The following is a 24690-nucleotide window of genomic DNA, read 5'->3' on the forward strand; positions in this document are numbered from 1 at the left end:
TATTTGGGTTGTCGCCGGAGCGGGGCGGGTCAGGCCGCAGCCTTGCGGACCGCGCGCTCGGTGAGCGGGCTGTCCTCGACCCGGGCGACGATATCGAGACCCTTCTTGCTCGCACGGGCGAGCAGAACGACGAACTCGCTGTCCGCGGGCATGTCGACCGTGATGTCGACATGGGCGAGCGGCGGACGGCTGCGCAGCTCGGCGGCGATCTGGGCGAAGGTGTCGGGCTTGGGCGCCGGGCGGCGGAAGTCGCGCTCGGCCTTCACCACGCCCTTGATGCCGCCTTCAGCCGAATCGAGGAACGCATCGAGCCCGCCCTGCGGCACCTCGGCGCGCTTGGCGTGGCTGAGCACCGCGGCGAACTCGGTGACGCGGGTCTTGTCGTAATCGGCGCCGAAGACGAGCTTCACCGCCGGCGTCATCGGTGCGCGTGCCTGGACGGTTAGCCCCGCATCGGCGAGCAGTTCGGCATAGGTCTCGCCATCCTCGTCGGCGGCGAGGGCGAAATCATAGGCGCGGGCGAGCGCGCGGTAGAGCGCCGAGCGGCTGCGCGTGTCCGAGGCGCGGGCGGCGGCGGCCGATTCGCGGGCGAGCAGCAGCTTGTCGGCCAGGCTGGCATCGGCGGGGACGGGCGATTCGGTGACCGGCGCTTCCTCCGCCGGGGCGGTGGGTGCGAAGCCGGCGCTCGGGCCATCGGCCCAGACGGGCGTGGCGACCAGGCTGCGCGGTGCGGTGCGGCGGGCTTCCTCGACCTCCGCTTCCAGCTTTGCCTGGGTCTCGGCGTCGACCAGCTCCTTCCAGTTGATCACGCCATAGATGAAGTCGATCGTGTCCTCGTCGGAGGAGAAGGGCATCAGAATGCCGCGATAGAGCGTGTTGTGCCCGCGCGTGCCGACGAACTCGGCCTCGAAGCCGATCGGGGCGCGGTTCGCGATGATCTGGAGATAATGGTCGGTCAGGCGCGAGAGCAGCGAGCGGCTGGGCACCTGGGCGACATGGGTGATCGACGTGTCGAGCCCGGTCTCCTCGCGCAGCGCACGGCCGAGGAAGCGAATCGCGGGATCGTCGACGCCCTTCGAGAAATCGAGCAGCACGCTGTGCGCGCCGAAATCCATGATGTTGTCGGGATCGAGATCCTCGATCGACGGATAGGCGCGGCCGTGGAGCAGCGAGACCCAGTGGTTGTAGGCGCGCACATGCATGCGGCGCTCATCGCCGCCGATCTCCAGCGGGCGATCGTTGACGGCGTCGTCCGCCCCGACCTCCGGATTCGAGTCGAGCGGGTGGTTGCTACCGCGCGCCATGTCCATGCCAGATGCTCCACTCGGGGCGAACGCGCCCCCTTATTTGTAGAACGGCTTGTGCACGCCCTGTGGTAAACGACGCGTAAAGGCGGTGGTTTTACGGAGTTATTGCCGGCAAGGCTTTCGCAACGCTTGTCAGCTACAAAACATGCTGGTAAGCGCGCCGCTCCTTCGGGGGTGGAAGCACTTCCGTTCGGTTGGCCGCCTTAGCTCAGCTGGTAGAGCATCGCATTCGTAATGCGGGGGTCACAGGTTCGAGTCCTGTAGGCGGCACCATCCATTTTACAGCGTTGAAACTAGGACAAGCGTGCGTTGCCTTGCGGACGTGTCTGCGCGTCGCGCGGGGACGCATCCGCGGCCCTGCAGAGGCAGCCGATCCTGCAGTTTGAAGGGCTCCCGGCGTTCCGCGCTCGGGAGCCCATTGGGTCCTCTGTTCAGAGCCTCAGGCTGAAGCTGGCGCGGACCGACTGGTCGGAGGCGCGCGAGCCGAACTGGCCGCCATAGGCGATGCCGAGCATTGCCCTGGAGGTCAGCGCGACATCGATCCCGACATCGAGCGCGGCGGCGTCGCGCGCGATCGGGGTGCCGGCGATCCGGAAACTGTCGCCACCGCTCGCGAACTGCATCGTGGAGAGCGGCGTCACGTCGCCGAACGCATGGCGCCAGCCCAGTGCGCCGCGGAGGGTTAGATTCGAACTGCCCAGCGAGAAGGACGGCGCGGCGCGCAATCCAAGCGTCGTGAAGCTGGTGCCGCTGTCCGCCGAGGCGACCTTCAGCGCCGCGGCGCCGCCCTTCTCGGTGATGGCGTCGGTGCCAAGCCGGACATGGGCGAAATCGGCGAAAGGCTCGACCCGGGTGCCGCCCAGCTGGATGCGATAGGCCAGTTCGCCGAAGACCTGGGTGGTGCGGGCATCCTGCTCGCCCTTGAGGCTGTCGGCGAGGCCCGGGAAGGCGACCAGACGGGTCGTCTCGAGCTGGTGCCAGCCATGCGACACGCCGATCCGGACTGCCGCCGCGCCGAGGTCCGCGCCGCCATAGATGCCGAACTCGTAGCTGTCGCGCGTGCCCGACGAACCATGTGCCCGGGTGTCGAGGCTGGCCCGGCCATAGCTCCCCACGACGCCGAGCCGCGCCTTGCCGAGAACCGGGGCGTCGGCGCCGAGCACGAAGCCGTTGACCGACCGGTTGAGGCGTGCGGCGTTGCCGTCGCTGCCCCAATGGCCCCAGGATCCGAAGCCATTGCCCCAGACGGCGAAGCCGGTGTCGGCAGCGCGCAGGCGATCGCCGACCGCATTGCGTAGGAAGCGGCTGTCCTCGATCAGCGCGGTGCGCGCGGAAGCGTGGATCTCGCCGGAGAGCTGGTCGAACGCACCACGCGCCTGCTCGGCCGAGAGATTGGCCACCGCTGCGAAGACCGGGCTGCTCCAGCCCAGGCCCTGCGTGGCGGTACCCGTCGCGGCCTGGTTCGGCGTGGCGCTGACGCTGGCGAAGCTGACGTCGTTGCGCCGCAGCCGCAGATAGACGTTGCTGCCCTCATAGCTGAGCGACGGATCGAGGAAGGCGAGGTTCGACGTGACGCCGGCGAAGCGGCCGGTGCCCGTGATGCCGCCATCGGCATGGAGGATCAGATAGTTGGTCTCGGCCCGGTAGTTGCCTGCCCCCGCCAGCACCGAGACGGTGCCGCCGTTGATCGTGGCGGTGCCGGTGGCGACGATACGGTCCGCCAGGCCTGCTGCGTCGGCTTCGACCTCATAGATCGAGCCGGCGTTGAAGACGATGTTCCCCGCGACATTCAGCGTGCCGATCGAATTGCCCGGGGCGATGGTACCCGAGACGATGGTGTTGCCCACCGTGCCGGTGCCCTGGAGGCGCGCTGCCGCCAGCACGGTCAGCGTGCCGCCGAGCTTGCCGTTCACCGCCAGCGTGCCGGATGCGACGCTGGTCGTCCCGGTATAGCCGCTCGAATCGCCGGTCAGCTCGGTCTTGCCCGAACCCGCCTGGCGGATGCTGCCGGCACCGCTGAACACGCCGGCGAAGACGGTGTTGTTCGAACGGTTGAAGACCAAGGTGCCGTTGTTCGCGACATTGCCGGTGATCGAGCCGGTCGTCCCGCCGTTGCCGAGCTGCAGCGTGGAGCCCGCAGCGATGCTGGTGCCGCCGGTATAGCCATTTTCAGCGGAGAGGGTGACGTTGCCGCTCAGGACGCGCACTGCGCCGGTGCCGGAGATGGTGCCGCCGAAGCTGGTCGCATCCGAACGGGCAAAGGCGAGCGTGCCGCTGTTGGCGACATTGCCGGTGATCGAGCCCGTCGTCCCGCCATTGCCGATCTGGAGCGTGCCGCCCTGGATCGTGGTGCCGCCCGAATAGCTGTTCGTGCCGGTGAGGATCAGCGTTCCCGCCTCGGTCTTGGCGATGCCGCCGGTCCCGGTGATCGTGGTGGCGATCTCGGCGCTGTCGGCGAGCACGCGGATCTCGCTGCCGCCCGGGGCGGTGACCAGCTGGCCGCTGCCCTGCAGGACATAACCCTTGTCGACGAACTGGAGGCCGAGGAACGACTGCGCGCCTTCCACGGCGATCGTCCCGCCGGTGAAGCCCCCGGCATCCTTGAACACGGCATGGTTGCCCGCCCAGCTCGCCGGCGCGGTGCCGCCCTGGTTGAGCCACTGGGTGTTCGCGGCGTCCCAGGTGCCGTTGCCGCCCTGCCAGTGCTGCAGCGTGTTGTCGCCGCTCGCGCCGATGAACAGGTCGACCTGGCCGCCGCCGACCAGCAGCTCGTAATTGCTGCCGCTCAGTCCGGGCGTGGTGCCGATCACGGCAGTGTTGCTGGTGAGCGCACCGCCATAGGTGAGCAGCCGGTAATAGCCGATGCCCGCCGTGCCATCGGCACCCGCGCTGCTCTGGGCGAGGTTGATCGTGCCGTCGAGCGCGAGGTCGCCGGTGACGACGATGCGGTCGCTCCTCCCGGGCGAGACGGCGGCGGCGCCGGGGCTGCCCAGTTCGAAATCGAGATTGGCGCCGCTGGCAATGGTGAGATTGCCAGCAACCATCAGCGTGCCGATCGAATTGCCGGGGGCGAGATGGCCGCCGCTCTGCACAAGCGTGCTGCCGATGGTGCCGCTGCCGCCGAGCGTCGCGCCGGAGGCCACCGTGACGCTGCCGCCGAGCGTGCCATTCACCGCCAGGGTGCCGGACGCGATCGAGAGCGTGCCGGCAAAGCCGCTAGAATCGCCGGTCAGTTCGGTTCGGCCCGAGCCGGTCTGGCGGATGCTGCCGGTACCGCTGAGCACGCCCGCGAAGACGCTATTGTCCGAGCGGTTGAAGGTCAGCGTGCCGTTGTTGGCGACGTTGCCGGTGATTCCCCCGGTCGTGCCGCCATCCCCCAACCGCAGGGTGGCGCCGGCGGCAATGCTGGTGCCGCCGGTATAGCCATTGTCCGCGGTGAGCGTGACGTTGCCGCTCAGGACCTGCACCGCGCCGGTACCCGAGATCGTGCCGGCAAAGTTGTTGGAGCTGGAACGCGCAAAGGCGAGGGTGCCTTCATTGGCGACGTTGCCGGCGATCGAGCCGGTGGTGCCGCCATTGCCCAGTTGCAGCGTTGCGCCGGTGGCGATGCTGGTGCCGCCGGTGTAGCTGTTGCCGGCGGTAAGCGTGAGGCTGCCGCGCAGGACCTGCACCGCGCCGGTGCCCGTGATCCTGCCGCCCAGGGTGCTGGCATCGGAACGGGAAAAGGCGAGCGTGCCGTCATTGGCCACGGTACCGGTGATCGAGCCGGTCGTACCGCCATTGCCCAGTTGCAGGGTCGCGCCGGTGGCGATGCTGGTGCCGCCGGTATAGCCGTTGTCACCCGTCAGCGTGACGCCGCCGCTGAGGATGCGCACTGCACCCGTGCCGGAGATGATGCCGCCGAAGCCGATCTCGTCCGAGCGTCCGAAGGCGAGCGTGCCGTCATTGGCGACATTGCCGGTGATCGAGCCCGTCGTGCTGCCGCTGCCCAGCTGCAGGGTCGCGCCGGTGGCGATGCCGGTGCCGCCGGTATAGCCATTATTGGCGGTGAGCGTGACGCTGCCGCTCAGGACCTGCACGGCGCCCGCACCGGAGACGGTGCCGCCGAAGCTGCTGGCATCGGAGCGCGTAAAGGCGAGCGTGCCGTCATTGGCGACATTGCCGCCGATCGAGCCGCTGGTGCCGCTGCCGAGCCGCAGCGTCGCACCCGCGGCGATGCCGGTGCCGCCGGTATAGCTGCTGTCTTCGGTGAGCGTGACGTCGCCGCTCAGGACCCGGACGGCACCGGTGCCGGAGATGATGCCGTCGAAGCTGGTCTCATCGGACCGCGCAAAGGCGAGCGTGCCGTTGTTGACGACATTGTTCGTGATCGAGCCGCTGGTGCCGCCATTGCCGATCTGCAGCGTGCCGGCCTGGATGGTGGTGCCGCCCGAATAGCTGTTCGTCCCGCTGAGGATCAGCGTCCCGGCCTCGGTCTTGATGAGGGCGCCGGTGCCGGTGATCTGGTTGGCGATCTCGGCACTGTCGGCGAGCACGCGGATTTCGCTGCCGGCCGGATCGGTGACCAGCTGGCCGCTGCCCTGCAGGACATAGCCCTTGTCGACGAACTGGAGGCCGAGGAACGACTGCGCGCCCGCAACGGTGATCGTGCCGCCGACATAGCCGTCGTCATCCTTGAACACGGCGTACTTGCCCGCCCAGCTCGCCGGGGCGGTGCCGCCCTGGTTGAGCCACTGGGTGTTCGCGGCGTTCCAGGTGCCGTCGCCGCCCTGCCAGTGCTGCAGCGTGTCGTCGCCAGGGATCAGCGACGGGCTGATGAACAGGTCTACACTGCCGCCGCCGACCTGCAGCTCGTAATTGACGTTGCTGAGCCCGGGCGTGGTGCCGATCACCGCGGTGTTGCTGGTGATCTGGTGGGTATAGGTGATCAACCGGTAATAGCCGATCCCCGCCGCACCATCGGCCGGGTTGCCGCTCTGGCTGAGGTTGATCGTGCCGTCGAGCGCGAGGTCGCCGCCAGAGACGACGATCCGGTCGCTGATTCCGAACAAGGCCAGGCCGCCGGGTTGGCCCAGCTCGAAATCGAGATTGGCGCCCGCCGCGACCGTGAGGCCACCGACGACGTTGAGCGTGCCGACCGAGTTGCCCGGGGCGAGACGGCCACCGCTTTGCACGGTCGTGCGGCCGATGGTGCCGGAGCCGCCAACTGTGGCGCCGGAGGCCACGGTGACGCTCGAGCCGAGCCGGCCATTCACCACCAGCGTGCCGGCGTCGACAAAAGTCGTGCCGGTCAGCCAGGACGAATCCCCGGTCAGAATGAGCCGTCCGGCGCCGGTCTTGTGCAGGTCGCCGGCGTCCACGAGCGTGCCGGCATAGCTGGCGTTGCCCGCCTGGTTGAACGTCAGCGAGGCGCCGGCCAGGATCTTGGCGTTGCCGGTGAAGCCGCTCGCATCGGCGATCACGCCGCCCTGGTTGATCGACCAGTCGACCGAGGAACTGCCGGTCAGCGTGACCGTGCCGCCGCCCATCTTGAGCATGGTACCGGTGCCGGAGATCGTACCGGCATAGCTGCCGTCGAATGTCTGATTGAACGCCACGACGCTGGTGAGCGGGGCGGAGGTGAAGGTCAGGTTGCCGCCCAGGCTGTTGGTGTCGCCGATCAGGTTGCCGCCGGTGATCCGCCAGTCCTGATCACCGGTGCCGGTGAGCGTCCAGGTGCTCGTCCCCGATTTCTCGAAGGTATCGAAGCCCAGATAATAGTTGAAGCTGGCAGTGGAGCCGATCTCCGTGACGTCGAAGGTCGAATCGGCGCTGCCACCCAGTGCCAAGACATTGTTGATGCCGCCGGCCTGGACCACGACGCCGCCATCCATATAGGAGCCTGCCCGCAGCTCGAGCCGGTTATTGTCGCCGTACAGGCCGATCGCAAGGTTGCGCTGCGACGATGCGTTCACGCCGCCACGGATGATGCCCGAATTGATGATCGTGGAGCCGCCATGCTCGGCACCCACCACGCCCATGCCACCCGCGCCGACCCTGGTGCCGAACGCATAGCGTGGGCCACCCGCGCCGCCATTGATCTCGCCGGCATTGGTCAGCGTGACGGCCTGGCCATCCATCAGGCGCACGCCCGCGCCGCCCCTGCCGGTAGAATCACTGGGGTTGCCGCTGTTGTTGTAGCCGCCCCGGCCGCCGATGATGGTGCCCGTCGCGCTGTTCTCGACGGTGCCGCCCCAGGCCCGCACGCCGTCGCCGGCAGCACCGCCGCGGGAATAGCCATAGCCGCCTTCGCCGCCGGCGATCGCCCCTTCGTTGACCACCGTGCCGAGATTGCTGAGCACCGCGGTGCCACCGGTACCCCCGTCGGTGGTGAAGGTGCCGCCCTCGCCGCCTGTAACCTTGTTGCCGTTCCGGATCGTCAGCGTGCCGCCGTCATAGAGGAATATGCCGGCACCCGAGCCGCCATATTCCTGCCCGATGCCGCCGGTGATCGTGCTGAATGCACCGCCCGTGCCGCCATCGACCGTGACGCTGCCGCCACCCAGCAACACCAGCGCTGCGCCGCCGCCGCCGCCGCTGCCCTGGCCTGTACCGCTGCCGCCATTGCCGCCAACCACGTCATAACCCTGTGTCGTGACCTGGACATTGGCGCCGGTCAGCACGAGCCCCGCGCCGCCGCCGCCGGCCGAACCGCCCGTGCCCGTGCCGCCGTTGCTGCCCAGATAGTCGATCGCGAAGGCGAAATTGCCGGTGGCAGCGACCACATTGCCGGCGCCGCCATCGCCGCCCGTCGCACCGGCGCTATTGCCGCCCGCGCCGCCGCCGCCGGCAGCGACGTCATTGGGGGTGCCGGGCTGGCCGCCCGCGCCCCCGCCCGAGCCGATGCCGCCTGCCGACGCCGTGTCACCCGGGGTCTGCGCGGCCGAACCGCCAGTGCCCCTGCTGGCGCCGCCGCCGCCGCCGCCGATGCCGCCCTGTCCAATGGTTCGGCCGGTGATCCAGGCGCCGTTACCGCCGCCCTGCGTGATCTGCTGGGCATGCGCCATCGAAGGCGCCAGGCTGATCGCCACGGCGAGCGCCGCCAGCGAAGCCGAACCGCGAACCAGACGCGCCGAACGTGCCTTGAGAAACTGATGCTGCATGGCCCACCCCGATGGCGACCCGTCTCGCCGGGCCGGAATTGCATGTTGAAAGTCGGAGCCAGGTCGCCGCGGTTCCCCGGACCGGCGGCGATGGCCCGGCCGGCGCTTGCCACGGGGGTGCGGCGGCTCACTATGCGATTCCGGCATGAATGCGCGGAGGTGGACGGGGGAGGCTAGTGCGCGTTCCTGCGCAGCGTATCGGAGGGGCGCTCGCCGAAGCGCAGGCGATAGGCCTGGGCGAAGCGGCCGAGTTCCCAGAAGCCGTAATGCATCGCGACGCTGGTGATCAGCGTGCCGGCCGGGTCCGAAGCCAGCAGGGTCGCCCGCACCCGGTCGAGCCGGCGGTTGCGGGTATAGTGCATCGCGCTCTCGCCCAGGAACTCCTGGCAGGCGAGGTTGAGCGTGCGCTGCGGCACGCCCACGGCCGCGCAGATCGCGCCCAGCGAGAGCATCTCCTCCGGCCGCTCCTCCACCACGCGCTCGAACCGGGCGACGATGTCGCGGTGGCGGCCGAGCGCGGCGCGGTCGGCGCTCACCCGGCCGTGGGCGAGGCAGGCGAGCAGGCTGTCGAGGATGGTGCCGGAGAGCGCCTTTGCCGGCTGCGGCGCATCGACGATCCACGGCGTGTCGCGGATCACCTCGGCCATGTCGCGCATCAGGGCGGTGAGCCGGGCCAGCGCGGCCTCGGGGGCGTGGAACATCCGGTCGTCGTCGAGCGGCACGCCGTGGTCGGTCCCGATCAGGTCGGGCGCGTGGCCGGCGAGCACGTCGAACGGCATGGCGACGATGCCGAACGCCCAGGGCATGCCGGCGGGAGAGCCGGTTACGGTCCGCTCGTCGGGGCGGAAATGGAAGATGCGCCGGCCGAACAGCTTCCGGCCCGAGACCTGGCGGACGATGCCGGGCTCGGTGGCGAACATGAAGGTGTGGACGTTCGGGATGGCGGCGGTCTGCGGGATGCCGCGGGCGAACTTGCCGATGCCGATGTTGAGCCCGTCGAAAACGGCGCGGGCGAGCATCGCGTGGAAATTGCCACCGGCGGCGCCGAGGGGGCTCGGACTGCTCCCCGAGTTGATCCCGCCGATCGCCGATGCCATCGCGTCCGGATCGGAGAAGGTACCGAAATAGCTTCGGGAAGCAGTTCCGGTTCGGGGATCGGGCGACATCGTTACGGGGGTAGCCCTGTCCTGCGGTCTTGCCAACATATGTGGGGCGCACTCCCCACGGACAAGGAGAGGCAATGGCCGGCGCACTTTTTCTCGAGGATCTGGCGGTGGGGCAGGTCTGGCATGGCGGCCCGATCGAGATGCGCGAGGCCGACATCGTCCGCTTCGCCAGCGAGTTCGATCCGCAGCCCATGCACATCGACGTGGATGCGGCAGGGAAGGGACGCTTCGGCGGCCTGATCGCCAGCGGCTGGCATGTCGCCGCCCTGGTGATGCGCGATTTCGTGGACAAGGCGCCGTTCGGCGACACGCCCATGCTCGGACTGAAGGTCGACGACCTGCAATGGCGCCATCCGGTGCGCCCCGGCGACGTCCTCTCGGTCACGCGCGAGATCGTCGACGTCACCCGATCGCGCAGCAAGCCCGACCGGGGTGTCGTGTCGATGCGGATGACCGTGGCCAATCAGGATGCCGTGGTCGTGATGTCCTTCCTCAACCTGATCCAGGTCCCCGCACGCACGGTGTGAGCGGCGGGGACCTGGGGATTGGAGGGGTGGTCGGTCAGCCCGTCGGCGCAACTGCCTCCTCGCGCCCCGGCCGGCTGCGCCTGAACCGTGCGGCGAAGGCAGTGATCGCCGGCAGCACCAGCAGCGTGAGCGCGGTCGAGGTGATGAGGCCGCCGATCACCACGGTGGCGAGCGGGCGTTGCACCTCCGCGCCGGTGCCGGTGGCAAGCGCCATCGGCACGAAGCCGAGCGAGGCCACCAGCGCGGTCATCAGCACCGGCCGGACGCGCTCCATCGCACCCTGCACGATGGCATCGTCCTCGCGCGCGCCATCTTCGCGATGCTTGCGGATCGCGCTCATCATCACGAGGCCGTTCAGCACCGCCACGCCCGAAAGCGCGATGAAGCCGACCGCCGCGGTGATCGAGAAGGGGATGCCGCGCAGCAGCAGCGCGAACACGCCGCCCGCCAGCGCCATCGGCACCGCGCTGAACACGATCGCCGCCGGCACGAAGCCGCCGAGCGCCATGTAGAGCAGGGCATAGATGGCGAGGAAGCAGATCGGCACCACGATCGCGAGGCGCAGCTGCGCCGATTGCAGGCTCTCGAAGGTGCCGCCCCAGGCGGTGTACATGCCGGGCGGGAGCTGGAGCTGCCCGATCTTCGCCTGGGCTTCCTGGACGAACCCGCCCAGGTCGCGCCCGCGGACATTCACCTGGACCACGACCATGCGCTTGCCGTTCTCCCGGCTGATCTGGTTCAGGCCCTGGGTGAAGCTGAACCGGGCGACTTCGCGCAACGGGATCGAGCGGGCGACCTGCCCGTCGGTGGCCGGCAGCATCACCGGGATCGCGCCCAGCGTTTCCAGGTCATCGCGCTGGGCGTCCGGCAGGCGGACGACGACGTCGAACCGCCGGTCCCCCTCGAACAGCAAGCCCGCTTCGCGACCGCCGAGCGCGGCTGCGACTGTGTTCGTCACTTCCTCCACCGCCAGGCCGTAGCGGGCCGCGGCCTGGCGATCGACCTTGACGTCGAAGGTCGGCGCGCCCGAGGTCTGCTCGGCGCTGACGTCCCCGGCTCCCGGGATGGTCCGCAGGGCCCCCGCGATGCGCCTGGCCTGCTCGCTCATCTGCTCCAGATCGTCGCCATAGAGCTTCACCGCCACATCGGCGCGCACGCCGGCGATCAGTTCGTTGAAACGCATCTGGATCGGCTGCTGGATCTCCGTCCGGTTGCCGATCATCGGCTTCATCTTCTCCTCGATGCGGCGAAGGATGTCCGTCTTCGACTTCACCTCCGCGGGCCATTCGCTCTGAGGCTTGGGGATGAAATAGGTGTCGGAGGCGTTGGGCGGCATCGGGTCGGTACCGAGATCGGCATTGCCGTTCTTGGAGAAGACCAGCGCCGCTTCGGGGAGCGACTTCAGCGCGTTCTCGATGCGGAGCTGCATCTGCGTCGACTGGTCGATCGATGCCGAGGGCACGCGGAAATTGGTGATCGTGATGTCCTTCTCGTCGAGCTGCGGCATGAACTCCTCGCCGAGCAGGCCGAAGGCGAGGGCTGCCGCCGCCGTCACGGCGAGGCCGGCGCCGATGAAGGGGAGGGGGCGCTTCACCGCCCGGGTCAGCACCGGCTGATACTTCTCCTTGAACCAGCGGATCGGCTTGACCTCGGTCTCGCTGACCTTGCCCTTGATGAAGATCGCGATCATCGCCGGGATGAAGGTGATCGACAGGACGAAGGCGGAGGCGAGCGCCACCATCAGCGTGATCGCCATCGGCGAGAAGGTCTTGCCCTCCACGCCCTGGAAAGTGAGCAAGGGCACGAAGACGAGGAAGATGATCAGCTGGCCATAGACGGTCGGCTTGACCATTTCCTGGGCGGCCAGGATCGTTTCCTCCATCCGCTCGGGCCGGGTGAGCAGCCGCCCCTCATGCTCCTGGCGCTCGGCAAGCCGACGCAGCGCATTCTCGACGATGATCACCGCGCCGTCGACGATCAGGCCGAAGTCGAGCGCGCCGAGGCTCATCAGATTGCCCGACACGCGAAGGCCGTTCATGCCCGCCGCCGTCATCAGCATGGTGATCGGGATCACCGCCGCGGTGATCAGCGCCGCGCGGATATTGCCGAGCAGCAGGAAGAGCACGACGATGACGAGCAGCGCGCCCTCGGTCAGGTTCTTCTCGACCGTAGCGATCGTGGCGTTGACCAGTTTCGAGCGGTTGTAGACCGGCTCGGCGAACACGTCGGGCGGCAGCGCCTTGTTGATCGCCTTCAGCTTGTCGTCGACACGGTTGGCGACGATCCGGCTGTTCTCGCCGACGAGCATCAGCACGGTGGAGATCACCGCCTCCGATCCCATGCGGCTGCCCGAGCCGGTGCGGACCGCGCCGCCGATCACGACCCGGCCGACATCCTTGACCCGCACCGGCGCGCCGGCCCGGGTGGCGACCACGGCGTCCTGGATGTCCTCGATCGACTTTAGGCGGGCATCGGCCCGGATCAGGAAGCTCTCGCCCGCGCGGCGGATGTAGCTGGAGCCCGCGGAAAGATTGGCGCGCTCCATCGCATCGGCGAGTTCGGTGAACGAGATGCCGTAGGTGGAAAGCGCGTTGAGATCGGGCTCGATCAGATACTGCTTCACATAGCCGCCGTTCGAATCGACTCCCGCCACGCCCTGCACGGCGCGCATCTGCGGGCGGATGATCCAATCCTGCACCGTGCGGAGATAGGCCGCCCGGGCGAGCTCGGTATCGAGCCGTTCGCCCTCGGGAGTCAGGTAGCTGCCGTCCGACTGCCAGCCCGGCTTGCCATCGACATGCTCCTTGCCCTTCCCGTCGGGATGCCGGAACGCGACGGAGAACATGAAGATCTCGCCGAGCCCGGTCGCAAGCGGGGAAAGCCTGGGCTGGACGCCCGGGGGAAGCTCGCCGGCAAGTTGCGATAGGCGTTCGGTCACTTGCTGGCGGGCGAAATAGATATCGGTGGCGTCGGTGAACACCGCCGTCACCTGGCTGAAGCCGTTGCGCGAGATCGAGCGGGTCATCTCCAGGCCGGGAATGCCGGCAAGCCCCGTCTCGATGGGATAGGTGACCTGTTTTTCGATATCGATCGGTCCCAGCGACGGGACGAAGCTGCTGATCTGCACCTGCCGGTTGGTAACGTCGGGAACCGCGTCGATCGGCAGCTTCATGATCTGCCAGGTGCCGAGCCCGACAACGAGCAGCGTCAGGAACGCCACCAGCCATCGCATGCGGACGGATAGCGAGAGGATGCGCGCGATCATTCCTCGCCCCCCATATTCTTCTCCAGCTCGGCCTTGAGCAGGAAGGCGTTGGCCGTCGCGACCGGCGTGCCCGCCGCGAGGCCCGAGACGATCTCCGCCATGCCGGCGCTGCGCGTGCCGACCTGGACCGTCCGGGCGCGGAAGCCCTTGGGCGTGCGGACGAACACCACGGTCCGCGCGCCGATCGTCTGCACCGCGTCCTGCGGCACGGTAACCGCGCTGGACGGCGCACCTTCGATGCGCGTGAAGACGCGCGCCTGCACCAGCTGGCCCGGCACGACCAGGCTCGATCCGTCGCCCGGCGCGATGACGATCGTCGCCTGGCGGGTCCGTGGATCGACCACGCCGATCGCGGAGCGCACCGTGGCGTCGACCTTGGTGCCGTCATTGGCGGTCAGCTCCACCTTGTCGCCTGCGCGGACCCGGGCGGCATCGGCCGGCGGCACGCTCGCGGTAACCTGGAGCCGGCCGGGATCGGCCAGGCGGAACAGCTCGGTCTCGGCGTTGACGAAGGTGCCGAGGCTCGCCGGCGCCGCGGTGATGCGGCCCGAGATCGGGCTGACCACCGCGACCGAACGGCCATCGCTGGTCACCCGCGCGGTGCTGCCCGCGGCGCTTGCCCGGCGCAGATCGGCTTCCGCGACGCCCAGATTGGCCTCGGCGGTCTCCAGATCGGCGCGGGGGCTGACGCCCTGCTTGAACAGCAGCCGTTCGCGTTCGAGCTGCCGCCTGGCGAGCGTCACGCGGGCGGCCGCGGCGCTGCGATCGGCGGTAATTGCGGACGCCTCCCGGCTCTCCAGCAGCGCGATCGTCTCGCCCTGGCGAACGGAATCGCCGATCCGCCTGAAGATGCGCGTGACCGTACCGGCGGCGCGCGCCGTCAGCACGGCTTCCGCGTCGGGGCTGGCCTCCACGGTGGCGGAAGCGAGGACGATGGCGGAGGCGGTGCCGGCAGTCGCCGGAGCGACCAGGATGCCGGAAGCCTTGATGCCGTTCGCGTCGATCGCGATCTCGCCGCCGGGGTTGGCGGGCGCTTCGGCCTCGGCTTCGGCTTCGGCTTCGGCTTCGGCTTCGGCTTCGGCTTCCGTGGCCGGTGCGGGCGTGGCGGGACCCGTGAGCCTGGCGACGGCGAAGCCACCGGCCGCCGCGAGGACGAGGCCGATCGCGGCGCCGGCGTACAGCCTGCTCCGCCCGCCGTTAGAGTTGTCGTGGTTCATTGGATCATGTCTCCGGTGACGGTGCGGCCCTGCAGGCGGGCCAGCTGCGCGATGAGGTCGAAGCGGGCAGCTTCCGCATCGACGACGATGGCGCGCGCTTCGCCGAGCCCGTGGCGGGCGTTCAGCAGTTCGACGAGGGGGGATTTGCCCGAATCATAGGCGATCCGGGCGAGCCGATAGGTTTCCTGCGCGGTCTCCTGCGCTTCGCCGGCCGCGGCGAGACGGGCCTCGGCGGCGGCGATCTGGCTGTTCGCGGCGCGTCCGGCCCCGAGCAGGTCGTTGCGGAGCAGTGCCAGCCGGGCCTCGGCGGCGCGAACCTCCGCATCGGCCGCGGCGATATTGCCCTTGTTCCGGTCGAAGAGGTTGAGCGGCAGCGAGACGCCGGCGACCAGCGCCTCCGCCCGGTCCGTCTCGAGCCTGCGTACGCCGAAGGTGCCCGTGATGTCCGGCCGCGCGCGCTTGCGTTCGCTGACGGCACGCAGCCTGGCTGCATGCACTTCCGCCTCGGCCGCCCGATAGGCGGGGCTGCTCGTCGGATCGAGCGTGCCGAAGGTGAAGCCCTCGCGTGCCTTGTCGAGCAGCGATTCGGGCAGGCTCGCATAGAGCGTGTCCGCTCCGGCCATCGCGGAGAGCCGGGCATAGGCGGCGATCCGGTTGGCGCGGGCGACTTCCCGCTCGGCCTTGGCGACCTGCGCCGCCGACTCCGCCTGGATCGAACGCAGGTTCGCCTCGCGGCCGGCACCGACCAGGAGGCGGGTGGCGTCGAGCACCGCGCCGGCTTCCTCCAGCTCGTCCTCGGCCAGCCCGACCCGCCGCTCGGCGATCTCGGCCGCGGCATAGGCGCGCGCCAGTTCATAGGCGAAGGCGATGCGCGTATCGCGCGACCGTGCTTCGGCCGCGCTCACCCCGGCTTCGCCCGCTGCGATGCGGGCCTTGCGCTTGCCGCCCAGTTCGATCGGGTGGTTGTACTGCACCGTCGTCTCGGCGCGGCCGAGCCCGGAATAGGGCGAGGTGCCGATGATGTTCTCGGTCAGCAGGCTGATCGAGGGATTGGGCCGGGCGCGGGCCTGCTCGGCAAGGCCTTGCGCGCGCGCGACGTCTGCGGCGGCTTCGGCGAGCTGCGGCGCATTCTCCGCATTGTGGAGCAATTGCGCATAGGTGGGTGCCGCCTGCGCGAACGCAGCGGCGGGCACCATGGCAATTGCCATGGCGATGGCGGCAGGCAGCACAAGCGTGCGCCTGCCCGAACGGGCTATCATGTTGGTTCCCCTGGAGACTGAAGGAATGGGGCCGCCGAAAGGGCGGCGCGGTCCTCAGGCTCTGGGCGGTCGCAGGATGGAGGTTTCGGGCTGGCGGAGCGCGAAGCGATCTGTTGCCACGTGCCACTGTGCGGAAAGAATCGGCGGCGCGCTGGCCACCGTCGTGTCCGCGGGGAGGCCTATGCCGTGCAACCCGGCATGGGCGGCGAGGTGATCGAGATTGCCGCCCGCATCCTCGCCGGGATGATCGGCATGGCTCTGCGCGGACACGGTCTCGGGGAAGTGCACGTCGGGGTGCATCTCGTGCCAGCCGGTCAGCACCGACATGCTGAACACGGCGATCAGGCCGAGCAGGACCGCAAGCGCCCCATGCGTGCCGCGCACGCGGGAGGGAAGCAAGGCGCGCCTGGACCGCATGCCCTGCGGGATAGGGGAGTCTGCAGAAGGCCGCAAGCTTGTCGCCGCCGGGCCATTTCGCGTGCGGCTCGCCGCCGGGATCGCTGGCCGGGGCGGCACCTGGTCACGGCAGTGACCGGGCCGGCAGCCCGCAGGCGGCTGGCGCTCCCTTTGCGGCTTTGGCCAGGGCCCGGCCTTGTGCGGCGGCGACGAAAAAATGATGCAGATGCACAAAATGCCCAATGGGGCGGTTGACAGCCCAAGGGCACCCCCGTAGAGGCGCTCGCCTACCCCGTGCCCAGATGGCGGAATTGGTAGACGCACCAGCTTCAGGTGCTGGCGCTCGCAAGGGCGTGGAGGTTCGAGTCCTCTTCTGGGCACCATTTTCCCAGTCCGGTGACGTCCATGAGCGTCGCGTAAGTGGCTGGGTAAAAAACCTTTTTTCAAATATCTTTCCGACGGGATTTGGGCGGGTCCGCCGACATACCACCAATTTTGGTGGTATAAATCGGCCGTGGATTCGCCCGTTTTCGGACGGAGATACCACATGGCTCTTACCGCGCTCGCCATCAGAAACGCCCAGCCCAAAGCCAAGCAATACAAGCTCGGAGACGGGCACTCCCTCTTCCTCCTGGTGATGCCGAACGGCGCCAAATACTGGCGCTTCCGCTATCGCTTTCTCGACAAGCAGAAGGTTCTCGCGATCGGCGTTTGGCCCGAGGTCAGCCTGGCCGATGCCCGCGCCAAGCGCGACTCCGCGCGCAGGATGATCGACGACGGTGTCGACCCGATGGTCGAGAAGAAGCGCCGGAAGCTTCGCGCCCAGATTGACGCGAACGTCACCTTCAAGGGCGTCGCCGAGGAATGGTTCGTCAAGATCACCCGGGAGGAGCGGGCTGACGTCACGCTCAGCAAAGTCCGCTGGTTGCTGGAGAAGGTCTATCCATTCCTCGGGGGCCTGCCGCTCCATGAGATCGAGGTGCAGGAAGTTCTGGCCGTGCTGCGCAAGGTCGAGGCGACGGGACACTATGAAAGTGCCCGCCGGATGCGCAGCGTGATCAGCCGGGTGTTTCGCTACGGCATTGCGACCGGACGCGCGAAGGTCGACGTCGCCCGCGATCTGCGCGGCGCGATCATCGTTCCCAAGACCAAGCACTTCGCCGCAATCACCCGCCCCAAGGAAGTCGGAGAGCTTCTGCGCAATATCGAGGACAGTGCCGGCAGCGCAATCACCAGGTTCGCGCTCCGGATGACGCCGCACGTCTTTGTCCGGCCTGGGGAACTGCGCCGGGCGGAGTGGAGCGAATTCGATCTCGAGCGGGCCGTATGGTCGATCCCGGCCGAGAAAATGAAGATGCGCTGGCCGCATCAGGTGCCACTCTCGCGGCAGGTACTGGACCTGCTCGACGAGATCCGTCCTCTGACCGGGCACAGCCCCTATGTCTTTCCGGCACTCCATACCTGGAAGCGCCCGATGTCGGAGAACACCATCACCTTCGCGTTGCGGCGGATGGGATATGGTGGCGATCAGATGACCGCGCATGGCTTTCGCGCCATGGCGGCGACCCTGCTCAACGAGATGGGGCTGTGGAATCCCGACGCGATCGAGCGGCAACTCGCGCACATGGAGAATAATGGTGTGCGGCGCGCCTATGCCCGCGGACAATATTGGGAGGAGCGGGTGCGGATGATGCAGCACTGGTCCGACTATCTGGACCAACTGCGTGACGGCGACGGAAACGACAAGTCATTTGGTGACGGAAAGGTCGTGACCATCGATTTCGGAGGGCGAGCCAGACGTCAAAACCAGTAAGCAAGCACGCAACTGCCGGCGGTCTTGCGTTCGCCCCTCGCCGTTGGGTCGCTGATTGGCGATCCCGAAAGCAGCCGGCCGTCGGCTGGGCGTACGCGGAGCTAATGGTGGAGGGTGGCTTTGGAGCGTGTCCGGCTTCCGTAGGAAATTATAATGTACGCTTATGCGATCCTTATCGATAATATCTGGTTCAGTGTACGTAAAAGCGTACCTTATTGCCAGAAGCAACTATGAGCGCTTATATAGACCTTATGCGGCTCAAACGATGATAAGGATCGTATTTCCGTGCCTAATGAAGATATCGCGCAGCAGCCCATTGCCAATGTGCTCGTGATGCTCGGTGAGCGGATCGAGAAATACCGTCTGTCACGCAATCTGCGCCAGCAGGATATAGCGGACGCAGCCGGAATCCGGCGGGGGACCGTTGGCAAACTAGAAAAGGGCGGCGGTACGATCGAGACGCTAGCGCGTGTGCTGCGCGCACTCGATATCGGGGACCGCCTGCTGGATATCGTACCCGATGCGCGCCAGAGCCCGATGGATGCGCGCACGACGCGAGGCACCGACCGCGCGCGGGCGCGGCCGCAAGAGCCGGACGCGGGCGATGCACCCTGGTCCTGGGGGAAGGAATAATCGATGCCGGACATTACACGTGCGGAAGTCTGGCTATGGGGTCGGCAGATCGGCGCGGTCCTCTGGGACGATCAACGTCAGCTCGGATCGTTCGAATATGATCCGAAATTTCTGACCTCACGGATCGAGATCGCGCCGCTCACGGTACCTCTCCGCGCGGGCGTGTTCGATTTTCCCAATCTGTCGCGCGAGACGTTCAAGGGCCTGCCGGGATTTCTGTCGGACAGCTTGCCCGACAAGTTCGGCAACCTGCTCATCGACCGCTGGCTCGCCGAGCAGGGTCGGGGGGCGAGCAGCATGAACCCGGTTGAACGGCTCTGCTACACAGGCGTGCGCGGGATGGGTGCGCTCGAATTCCGTCCAGCCAAAGCCGATGTCGATCGCAAGAGCGAGCCTGTCGAGATCGCGCACCTGGTTGATCTGGCTTCGGCGATCCTGACCCAGCGCGAGGCGCTCAAGGGCCAGCTGGATGGCAAGCACGATGCAGCCGCACTCCAGGAGATCCTGAAGGTCGGCACTTCGGCCGGCGGCGCGCGAGCAAAAGCCGTGCTGGCCTGGAACCCGACCACCGGCGAATTCCGATCGGGCCAGGTGGAGGTGGCCGAGGGGTTTGAATCCTGGCTGCTCAAATTTGATGGAGTCGCCGACAATGGCGACAAGGAGCTGGCCGACCCGAAAGGCTTCGGTCGCCTGGAATATGCCTGCTATCTTGCCGCGCGCGAGGCCGGCATAGATATGATGCCGTGCCGGCTACACGAAGAGGGCGGACGGGCGCACTTCATGACCAAGCGCTTCGACCGCACCGAGGGCGGCAAGATCCACATGCTGTCGCTGGGCGCCATGCGGCACTTCGATTTCAACCTGGCGCGTGCGTATTCCTACGAGCAGGCAATCGAGACGATCCGCAAGCTTAACCTAGGGCAGAAAGCGATCGAAGAGCAGCTGCGCCGGGCCTACTTCAACATCCTGATTCGTAACCAGGATGACCATGTCAAAAACATCGCCTTCCTGATGGACCAGCAGGGCACGTGGCGCCTGTCGCCCGCATTCGACGTCGCCTATGCGCACAACCCTTCGGGCCCGTGGACGAGCGAGCATCAGATGTCGCTCAACGGCAAGACTACCGATTTCACTCTCGCCGATCTGCTCGCATTTGCGGGCTTCTGCGACGTCAAATCGGCCCGCGCGAAATCCATCCTGGAGAAGGCCTATAAGGCGGTCTCGGACTGGGATCGCCATGCGCTTGCCGCCGCGGTCCCGGCAGGCCTCTCCCATCGCGCCAAAACCGCGTTCCGCACCGCTATCGTCACAGCGGGCTGATTCACGTCGGGCGCCATTCACGGCGTCCGGCGTTTTGTGGAGGCCGTTCGAACTCGCGAGTGCGCGATGAATGAAAGTGGAATGGCGCTTTGCGCCCCAATTCCAGCCGTTTGACCCCCGTCGAATAACCCGATGCGGCAGGTTCTTAGAGACAGGTTCGTTTGGCAGAACGCTCACCGTACCTGCGATAGGTCTCCTAGTATGAGCGCGATCGTGCGCGCGGCGCGCCCTCGGCCGCTTTCACCCTTGGCCGCAACAATCAGGAGGTCGGGGGCGATTCCTGCAACCTCGTCGGTGCCGTCCGCACGCAACCGCAGGCAATTCGGAATGCGAAACCGAAGCTTCGAATGCGCCAGCACCAGCGGATCACCGCTTGCCATGAATCCGCACCCATCTCCGCCCGTGCGGGTGCCGATCGTCCTGGCGATGCCATTGTCCTTCATGGCCGCAGCAAACATCTCCGCCGCGGAAAAACTGCGGTTGTCGGTCAGCACATACACGGGGCCGGTCCAAGTGCCGAAATAGGGTTCGATTTCTGCGGACCAGGACAGGCGGCTTGCTAGGGCGCGATCGCCATAGGCACCTTTGGGCAGGCTACGCTCGAAACCGCCCGCGGAGCCTGCGGTGAGGAGATTGCTGCATGCCTCAGCCTTCCAGGGCCGCTGTTCACGCCAGACCCAGCTGAGATCGCAGCGCTGGGAACCGATCCGTGCCTTGGCGCCTTGGAAGAACTGGCGTGCCTGCTCCAGTGCCCTTGCTCCTTCCGCCTTTGGTTGACGGGCAAGGCCGTGGTTCATCGACTGGATCTGCTCGTCGAAATACCCGGCGGAAACCGGCGCATTCACCATCAGCATCGGGGCGGAGGAGACGGTGCGATCGGTGAACATGCGCGGCATCCAGTCGCCACTATCTCCGCCACCGCGGTTGCTCCCCACATCGACCAGCACCGCCACGGCACCGCGCTCGCGCAGGCTGACCAATGTCTCGGCAAGCGCAGCGAACCAGAGGTCGCTTGCGGCGTCCTCGATCGCGCGGGCCGTGATCTGGTCACCGGCAGCAGCCAGCGTGGCCCAAGCGCGAAGACAAGTGGCGGGGAACGCAGTCGCTTCGAACTCTTGGATACGCACGATGCCGATCCTGCGGCCGTCCGGGCCTGGCACCAACCCGCTGCGGAACGGCGCGCTCAGGCCATCGCCCAGCATCACGAAACCCGGAAGGCTCTCAAAGGCTAAGGTGAATACGACGGGGCTGGTCGCAGCGTAGCCGAGCGCCGCACACCCGGTGGCCGGTTCGCGCGGGTCCAGCACTGCCGCCGCGGGTTCGGGCGCCACAGGCCCCACAGGCACCGCGAGTCGGGACAGGGGCGACAGATGCCCGTCACGAAAGCCTGCAACGAAATCAAGCAGCGCCTTCTCGGCTTCCCCATCGGTCGACGCACGGCCGAGTGCCTCGCGGGCGCTGCGCTCAAGACGGGGAACATCGACCCCGCTTTGCGGCGATCCCATCCAGGCCAAGTTGACATAGGCACGTTCAAGCTCGGCCTTGAGCTGGCCGAAATCCTCCACCCATGCCGCACGGTTGAAACCCGATTCTTCGTCCTGCGCCACAGCCGGCTGCATTGAGATGCTTGCCGCCGCGAGCAGCACTAGGCTGCGGGCTTTCCGGAACATCGCCATCCGCACATTCTCCATCTACTAACCGCGCGATAGATCACGAGCGCGCGTGCGTATTGGATGCGGTGTACGATTGTACGCTACGACCTCTTGCGGAATGCCGCCGGCGTGCAGCCCACTTCAGCCTTGAAGACCCGGGTCAGGTGAGACTGGTCGTAGAAGCCGCAGCTCTGTGCGATTTCGGCGAGCGGCATGCGCGTCGCTGCCAGTAGCTCGGATGCGGCCACCACGCGAAGCTTGCGCTGATGCTGGCCAATGGTGTGCCCGAACTTGCGCCGAAATCCGCGCGACAGCCGGACAGGATCGCACCCAACCGCCGCTGCGATCGCACGCAGGTCGTGCGGCTCATGGCCATGTTCCGCCAGGTAGGCGCAGGCATCTCTCAACCAGCGCGCAGGCACGTCCGCTCGCTGCGACGCCGATCTGCCGAAGAGTGCCAGCAGCTCTTGGCCAAGGCCTTCGAGCGCGATGCTGGAGAATGCGTCGTTGATCGACAACTCTGCGACCATCCGGCGACCGATCTCCGCAGCCGCAGGGGTGTGGATCGCGGGAGCTTCCTCAAGCCTTATGTGCTCGGCCAGAAACGCAAGAACCGGCGTGTTAGGCTCCAACAGCAATTTGGACGCGCCGGACCGACCAATACGTTGGGCATGGGGCTCATAGGGTGGACAAAAGGACAGGCTCCCCGCCCGATATTGCTCGGAACGCCCGCGCACGGCCTCTTCATAATCGCCGGCAATCAGAATGCAGAGGCTTGGCGTCTCATGGAAATGATCCGCCATCGACGAGCCGGCGGGATAGCGGCGGGTCCGGAGCGATTCGAACTGCACGCCCATGACCGCTACCTTCGTTGCTTAGGCTCTACACTACGTGCGCAGGATGTCCGCTACTAGCATGATGCGCAACTGCGGCATGTTGCGGGGACGCTGAGTGGCTGCTGCAGGCTCAAGCATAAGCAGTCTTTAGCATAAGCAGTCTTTACAGGCGCTGGAGCTTCCGACCGCGGTCCCGCGGTCGGAAGCTCCCTGAAAGCGGGCGTCTGTTCATGTAAGCGATGGACTGAACGGAACTACCTCGCCCGTAGCCGCGCCTGGCCATATCCTTCATCGATGCATTGTTACGGGTGCGCGGGCCGTTGCAAACAGGCCCGCGCGTCTTGCATCACAGATGGAAGTCGCTCGAGACCAGCGTGATATTACCGGTCAGTGCGACCGCGAAATCAGCGACTCCGTTGCCGTCCAAGTCACCATAAACCATCGTCCGCGTGCCCGAATATTCGTACCGCAGTTCTCCCGCCACGCCGGTGAAGGCGCCCGTCCCGAGGAAACTGAAGGCGTCGTCGATGCCCCCGGCGGCCGCGTCGATCGCGCTCAAGTCGATCCGGTCGCCTTCCGCCTGGCTGAAGTCGTAGATCAGGTCGGCGGTGGTGGTCGTTAGCCCGGCGAAATCGCCCGAAGCGAAGCGGAACGTGTCGGCACCGGCACCGCCAGTCAGCTGGTCGCGCCCGGCGCCGCCAATCAGGATGTCGGCACCATCATAGCCGTCGAGAATATCGGCGCCGGCAAGCCCTTCGAGAAAGTTTGCACCCGGATTGCCCGACACGCTGTTGTCGAGCGCATTGCCCGTCCCGTTGAGCGCCGCGGTGCCGGTCAGCATGAGCTGCTCGAGCTCGGCGCCGAGCGTGTAGCTGATGCCCGAATTGACCGAATCGATGCCGCCGCCGGCACCTTCGACGATGACGTCGCCGAGGCTGTCGACCGAATATAGGTCGCCGCCTGCACCACCGGACATGAAGTCGTCGCCCGTGCCGCCATTCAAGACATTGGCGGTGGCGCTGCCGATCAATATGTCGTTGCCCCCATTGCCCTCGATCGCGGTGCTGCCCCAGGGAATACCGCCATAGGCATCGGCGCTGACGTCGAACACATCGTCATAGTCGGAGCCGAGCACGGTCTGGATGTGTTCGATGCTGGTGAGCGTGATACCGCCGATCATCGCGGCGCTGCCACCGAGCACCGCAGTGAAATCGCCCGTAACGCCCGAGGTGGCGGCGGTGAATACGAGACGTACCGAATCGATTCCGCTGCCGCCATCGAGGGTGTCGTTCACGCCACCGCCGAGCAGATCGTCCCCATCGAGGCCGTAGAGCAGATCGGCTTCGGTGTCGCCATTGCCGCTGGAGGAAAAGCCCTCGAGCCAGTCGCGGCCGGCGCCGCCGGTCAGCACGTCGTTGCCCGACCAGCCGAAGAGCGACGTGCTGCTCCCGGCGAGGCTGCCGGTCGTGAACGTATCGTTGTAGGCTGAGCCATAGATGGTGCCGAGCCTCTCCATATTGGTGATCGCGCCGCCCGCGACGGTGATCGAGCCTCCGGTCCAGATCGCACTGAAGTCTACCGTCAGCGCCGCGGTGGCGTTTTGATAGTTGCCATTGAGCCGATCGGTGCCCGATCCGCCATCGACCAGGTCGCCGGCGCCAGCGGTGACCGTGTCGTCACCATTCTCGCCGTAGAGCCGGTCGTAGCTGTTCTCGAAGAGCGGACCGCTGATGATCGTGTCGTTGCCGTCACCGCCGCGGATGAGGTCGGCACCGGCGCCGCCATCGAGCGTATCATTGCCGCCGAGGCCGTAGATGGTGTCGCCGCTACTTGATCCGGTGATGTAATCGGTGCCGCTGGTGCCAGTATAAGTGGGCATTGCCATTCCCCTTATGCCGTGGAGCGCGAGCATCGCGCATGCTTCGCAACGAAATAAATCGATCAAGAAGATGAAACGATAATGACAACGGAATTGTTACCCCATCGCAAACTATCTATTCTTCTTTTCCTTTTTAAGTGGACGCAGAAGTCGGGTGAGCCGGTCGCGTGCAGGGGAGAACCGACCATCGATCTCGCCCTTGGATAGTGCCGCGACCACCCATCAGCGGTCCTGGCGGTGTTTCTAGAGGGGCGGTCAGTTAATCGCGGCCGGTCCGG

At 67.0% G+C, this 24690-nt stretch carries 14 protein-coding genes and 2 tRNA genes; 6 read left to right on the forward strand and 10 right to left on the reverse strand.

Annotated features, from left to right (window positions below; translation table 11 throughout):
* Positions 1–29 precede the first annotated feature (29 nt).
* Positions 30–1310, reverse strand: a complete 1281-nt coding sequence (locus tag GGR46_RS21240) for a PAS domain-containing protein (protein ID WP_183999990.1) — start codon at positions 1308–1310, stop codon at positions 30–32.
* A 194-nt stretch (positions 1311–1504) separates the two neighbouring features.
* On the opposite strand from GGR46_RS21240, the gene GGR46_RS21245 reads away from it, so the two are divergent.
* Positions 1505–1580 (forward strand) — tRNA-Thr (locus GGR46_RS21245).
* 158 nt (positions 1581–1738) lie between these two features.
* Here GGR46_RS21245 and GGR46_RS21250 read toward each other — a convergent pair.
* Complete coding sequence (locus tag GGR46_RS21250) at positions 1739–8449, reverse strand: autotransporter domain-containing protein (protein WP_281396617.1); 6711 nt, start codon at positions 8447–8449, stop codon at positions 1739–1741.
* Positions 8450–8622: 173 nt separating this feature from the next.
* A complete protein-coding gene (locus tag GGR46_RS21260; protein WP_183999992.1) occupies positions 8623–9615 on the reverse strand; it encodes an AraC family transcriptional regulator in 993 nt (330 codons plus the stop codon).
* A gap of 74 nt (positions 9616–9689) precedes the next feature.
* Between GGR46_RS21260 and GGR46_RS21265 the strand changes: the two genes are divergently transcribed.
* A complete protein-coding gene (locus GGR46_RS21265; protein ID WP_183999993.1) occupies positions 9690–10142 on the forward strand; it encodes a MaoC family dehydratase in 453 nt (150 codons plus the stop codon).
* Between the two features lie 34 nt (positions 10143–10176).
* Here GGR46_RS21265 and GGR46_RS21270 read toward each other — a convergent pair whose 3' ends face one another.
* From GGR46_RS21270 to GGR46_RS21285, 4 genes are all read right to left on the reverse strand, one after another.
* The gene (locus GGR46_RS21270) at positions 10177–13407 is read right to left on the reverse strand and encodes an efflux RND transporter permease subunit (RefSeq protein ID WP_183999994.1); all 3231 of its coding nucleotides are present in this window, start codon (positions 13405–13407) and stop codon (positions 10177–10179) included.
* On the reverse strand, positions 13404–14624 hold the full coding sequence (locus GGR46_RS21275) for an efflux RND transporter periplasmic adaptor subunit (protein WP_183999995.1): 1221 nt from the start codon (positions 14622–14624) through the stop codon (positions 13404–13406). Before GGR46_RS21275 ends, GGR46_RS21270 begins: the two co-directional genes overlap by 4 nt.
* Entirely contained in the window at positions 14621–15832 is a 1212-nt protein-coding gene (locus tag GGR46_RS21280) for a TolC family protein (protein WP_246426234.1), read from the reverse strand. Before GGR46_RS21280 ends, GGR46_RS21275 begins: the two co-directional genes overlap by 4 nt.
* A 105-nt stretch (positions 15833–15937) precedes the next feature.
* Positions 15938–16300 carry a hypothetical protein gene (locus GGR46_RS21285; RefSeq protein ID WP_183999997.1) on the reverse strand — a complete coding sequence of 121 codons (363 nt, stop codon included), beginning with the start codon at positions 16298–16300 and terminating at the stop codon, positions 15938–15940.
* A gap of 275 nt (positions 16301–16575) precedes the next feature.
* Between GGR46_RS21285 and GGR46_RS21290 the strand changes: the two genes are divergently transcribed.
* The 4 genes from GGR46_RS21290 to GGR46_RS21305 all read left to right on the forward strand — a co-directional run bounded on the left by GGR46_RS21290 (position 16576) and on the right by GGR46_RS21305 (position 20045).
* Positions 16576–16662 (forward strand) — tRNA-Leu (locus GGR46_RS21290).
* A gap of 164 nt (positions 16663–16826) precedes the next feature.
* A complete protein-coding gene (locus GGR46_RS21295; RefSeq protein WP_183999998.1) occupies positions 16827–18092 on the forward strand; it encodes a tyrosine-type recombinase/integrase in 1266 nt (421 codons plus the stop codon).
* Positions 18093–18377: 285 nt separating this feature from the next.
* On the forward strand, positions 18378–18725 hold the full coding sequence (locus tag GGR46_RS21300; RefSeq protein WP_183999999.1) for a helix-turn-helix domain-containing protein: 348 nt from the start codon (positions 18378–18380) through the stop codon (positions 18723–18725).
* Between the two features lie 3 nt (positions 18726–18728).
* Entirely contained in the window at positions 18729–20045 is a 1317-nt protein-coding gene (locus tag GGR46_RS21305) for a type II toxin-antitoxin system HipA family toxin (RefSeq protein ID WP_184000000.1), read from the forward strand.
* Positions 20046–20218: 173 nt separating this feature from the next.
* Here the strand turns inward: GGR46_RS21305 and GGR46_RS21310 are convergent, their stop codons facing one another.
* The 3 genes from GGR46_RS21310 to GGR46_RS21320 all read right to left on the reverse strand — a co-directional run bounded on the left by GGR46_RS21310 (position 20219) and on the right by GGR46_RS21320 (position 24412).
* Positions 20219–21721 carry a S41 family peptidase gene (locus GGR46_RS21310; protein WP_184000001.1) on the reverse strand — a complete coding sequence of 501 codons (1503 nt, stop codon included), beginning with the start codon at positions 21719–21721 and terminating at the stop codon, positions 20219–20221.
* A 77-nt stretch (positions 21722–21798) separates the two neighbouring features.
* Positions 21799–22554, reverse strand: coding sequence for an AraC family transcriptional regulator (locus tag GGR46_RS21315; protein WP_184000002.1), 756 nt, complete (start codon positions 22552–22554; stop codon positions 21799–21801).
* Between the two features lie 325 nt (positions 22555–22879).
* The gene (locus GGR46_RS21320) at positions 22880–24412 is read right to left on the reverse strand and encodes a calcium-binding protein (protein WP_184000003.1); all 1533 of its coding nucleotides are present in this window, start codon (positions 24410–24412) and stop codon (positions 22880–22882) included.
* Between the last annotated feature and the right edge of the window lie 278 nt (positions 24413–24690).

The sequence above is a fragment of the Sphingomonas kyeonggiensis genome (genome assembly GCF_014196745.1).
Taxonomy (GTDB): domain Bacteria; phylum Pseudomonadota; class Alphaproteobacteria; order Sphingomonadales; family Sphingomonadaceae; genus Sphingomonas; species Sphingomonas kyeonggiensis.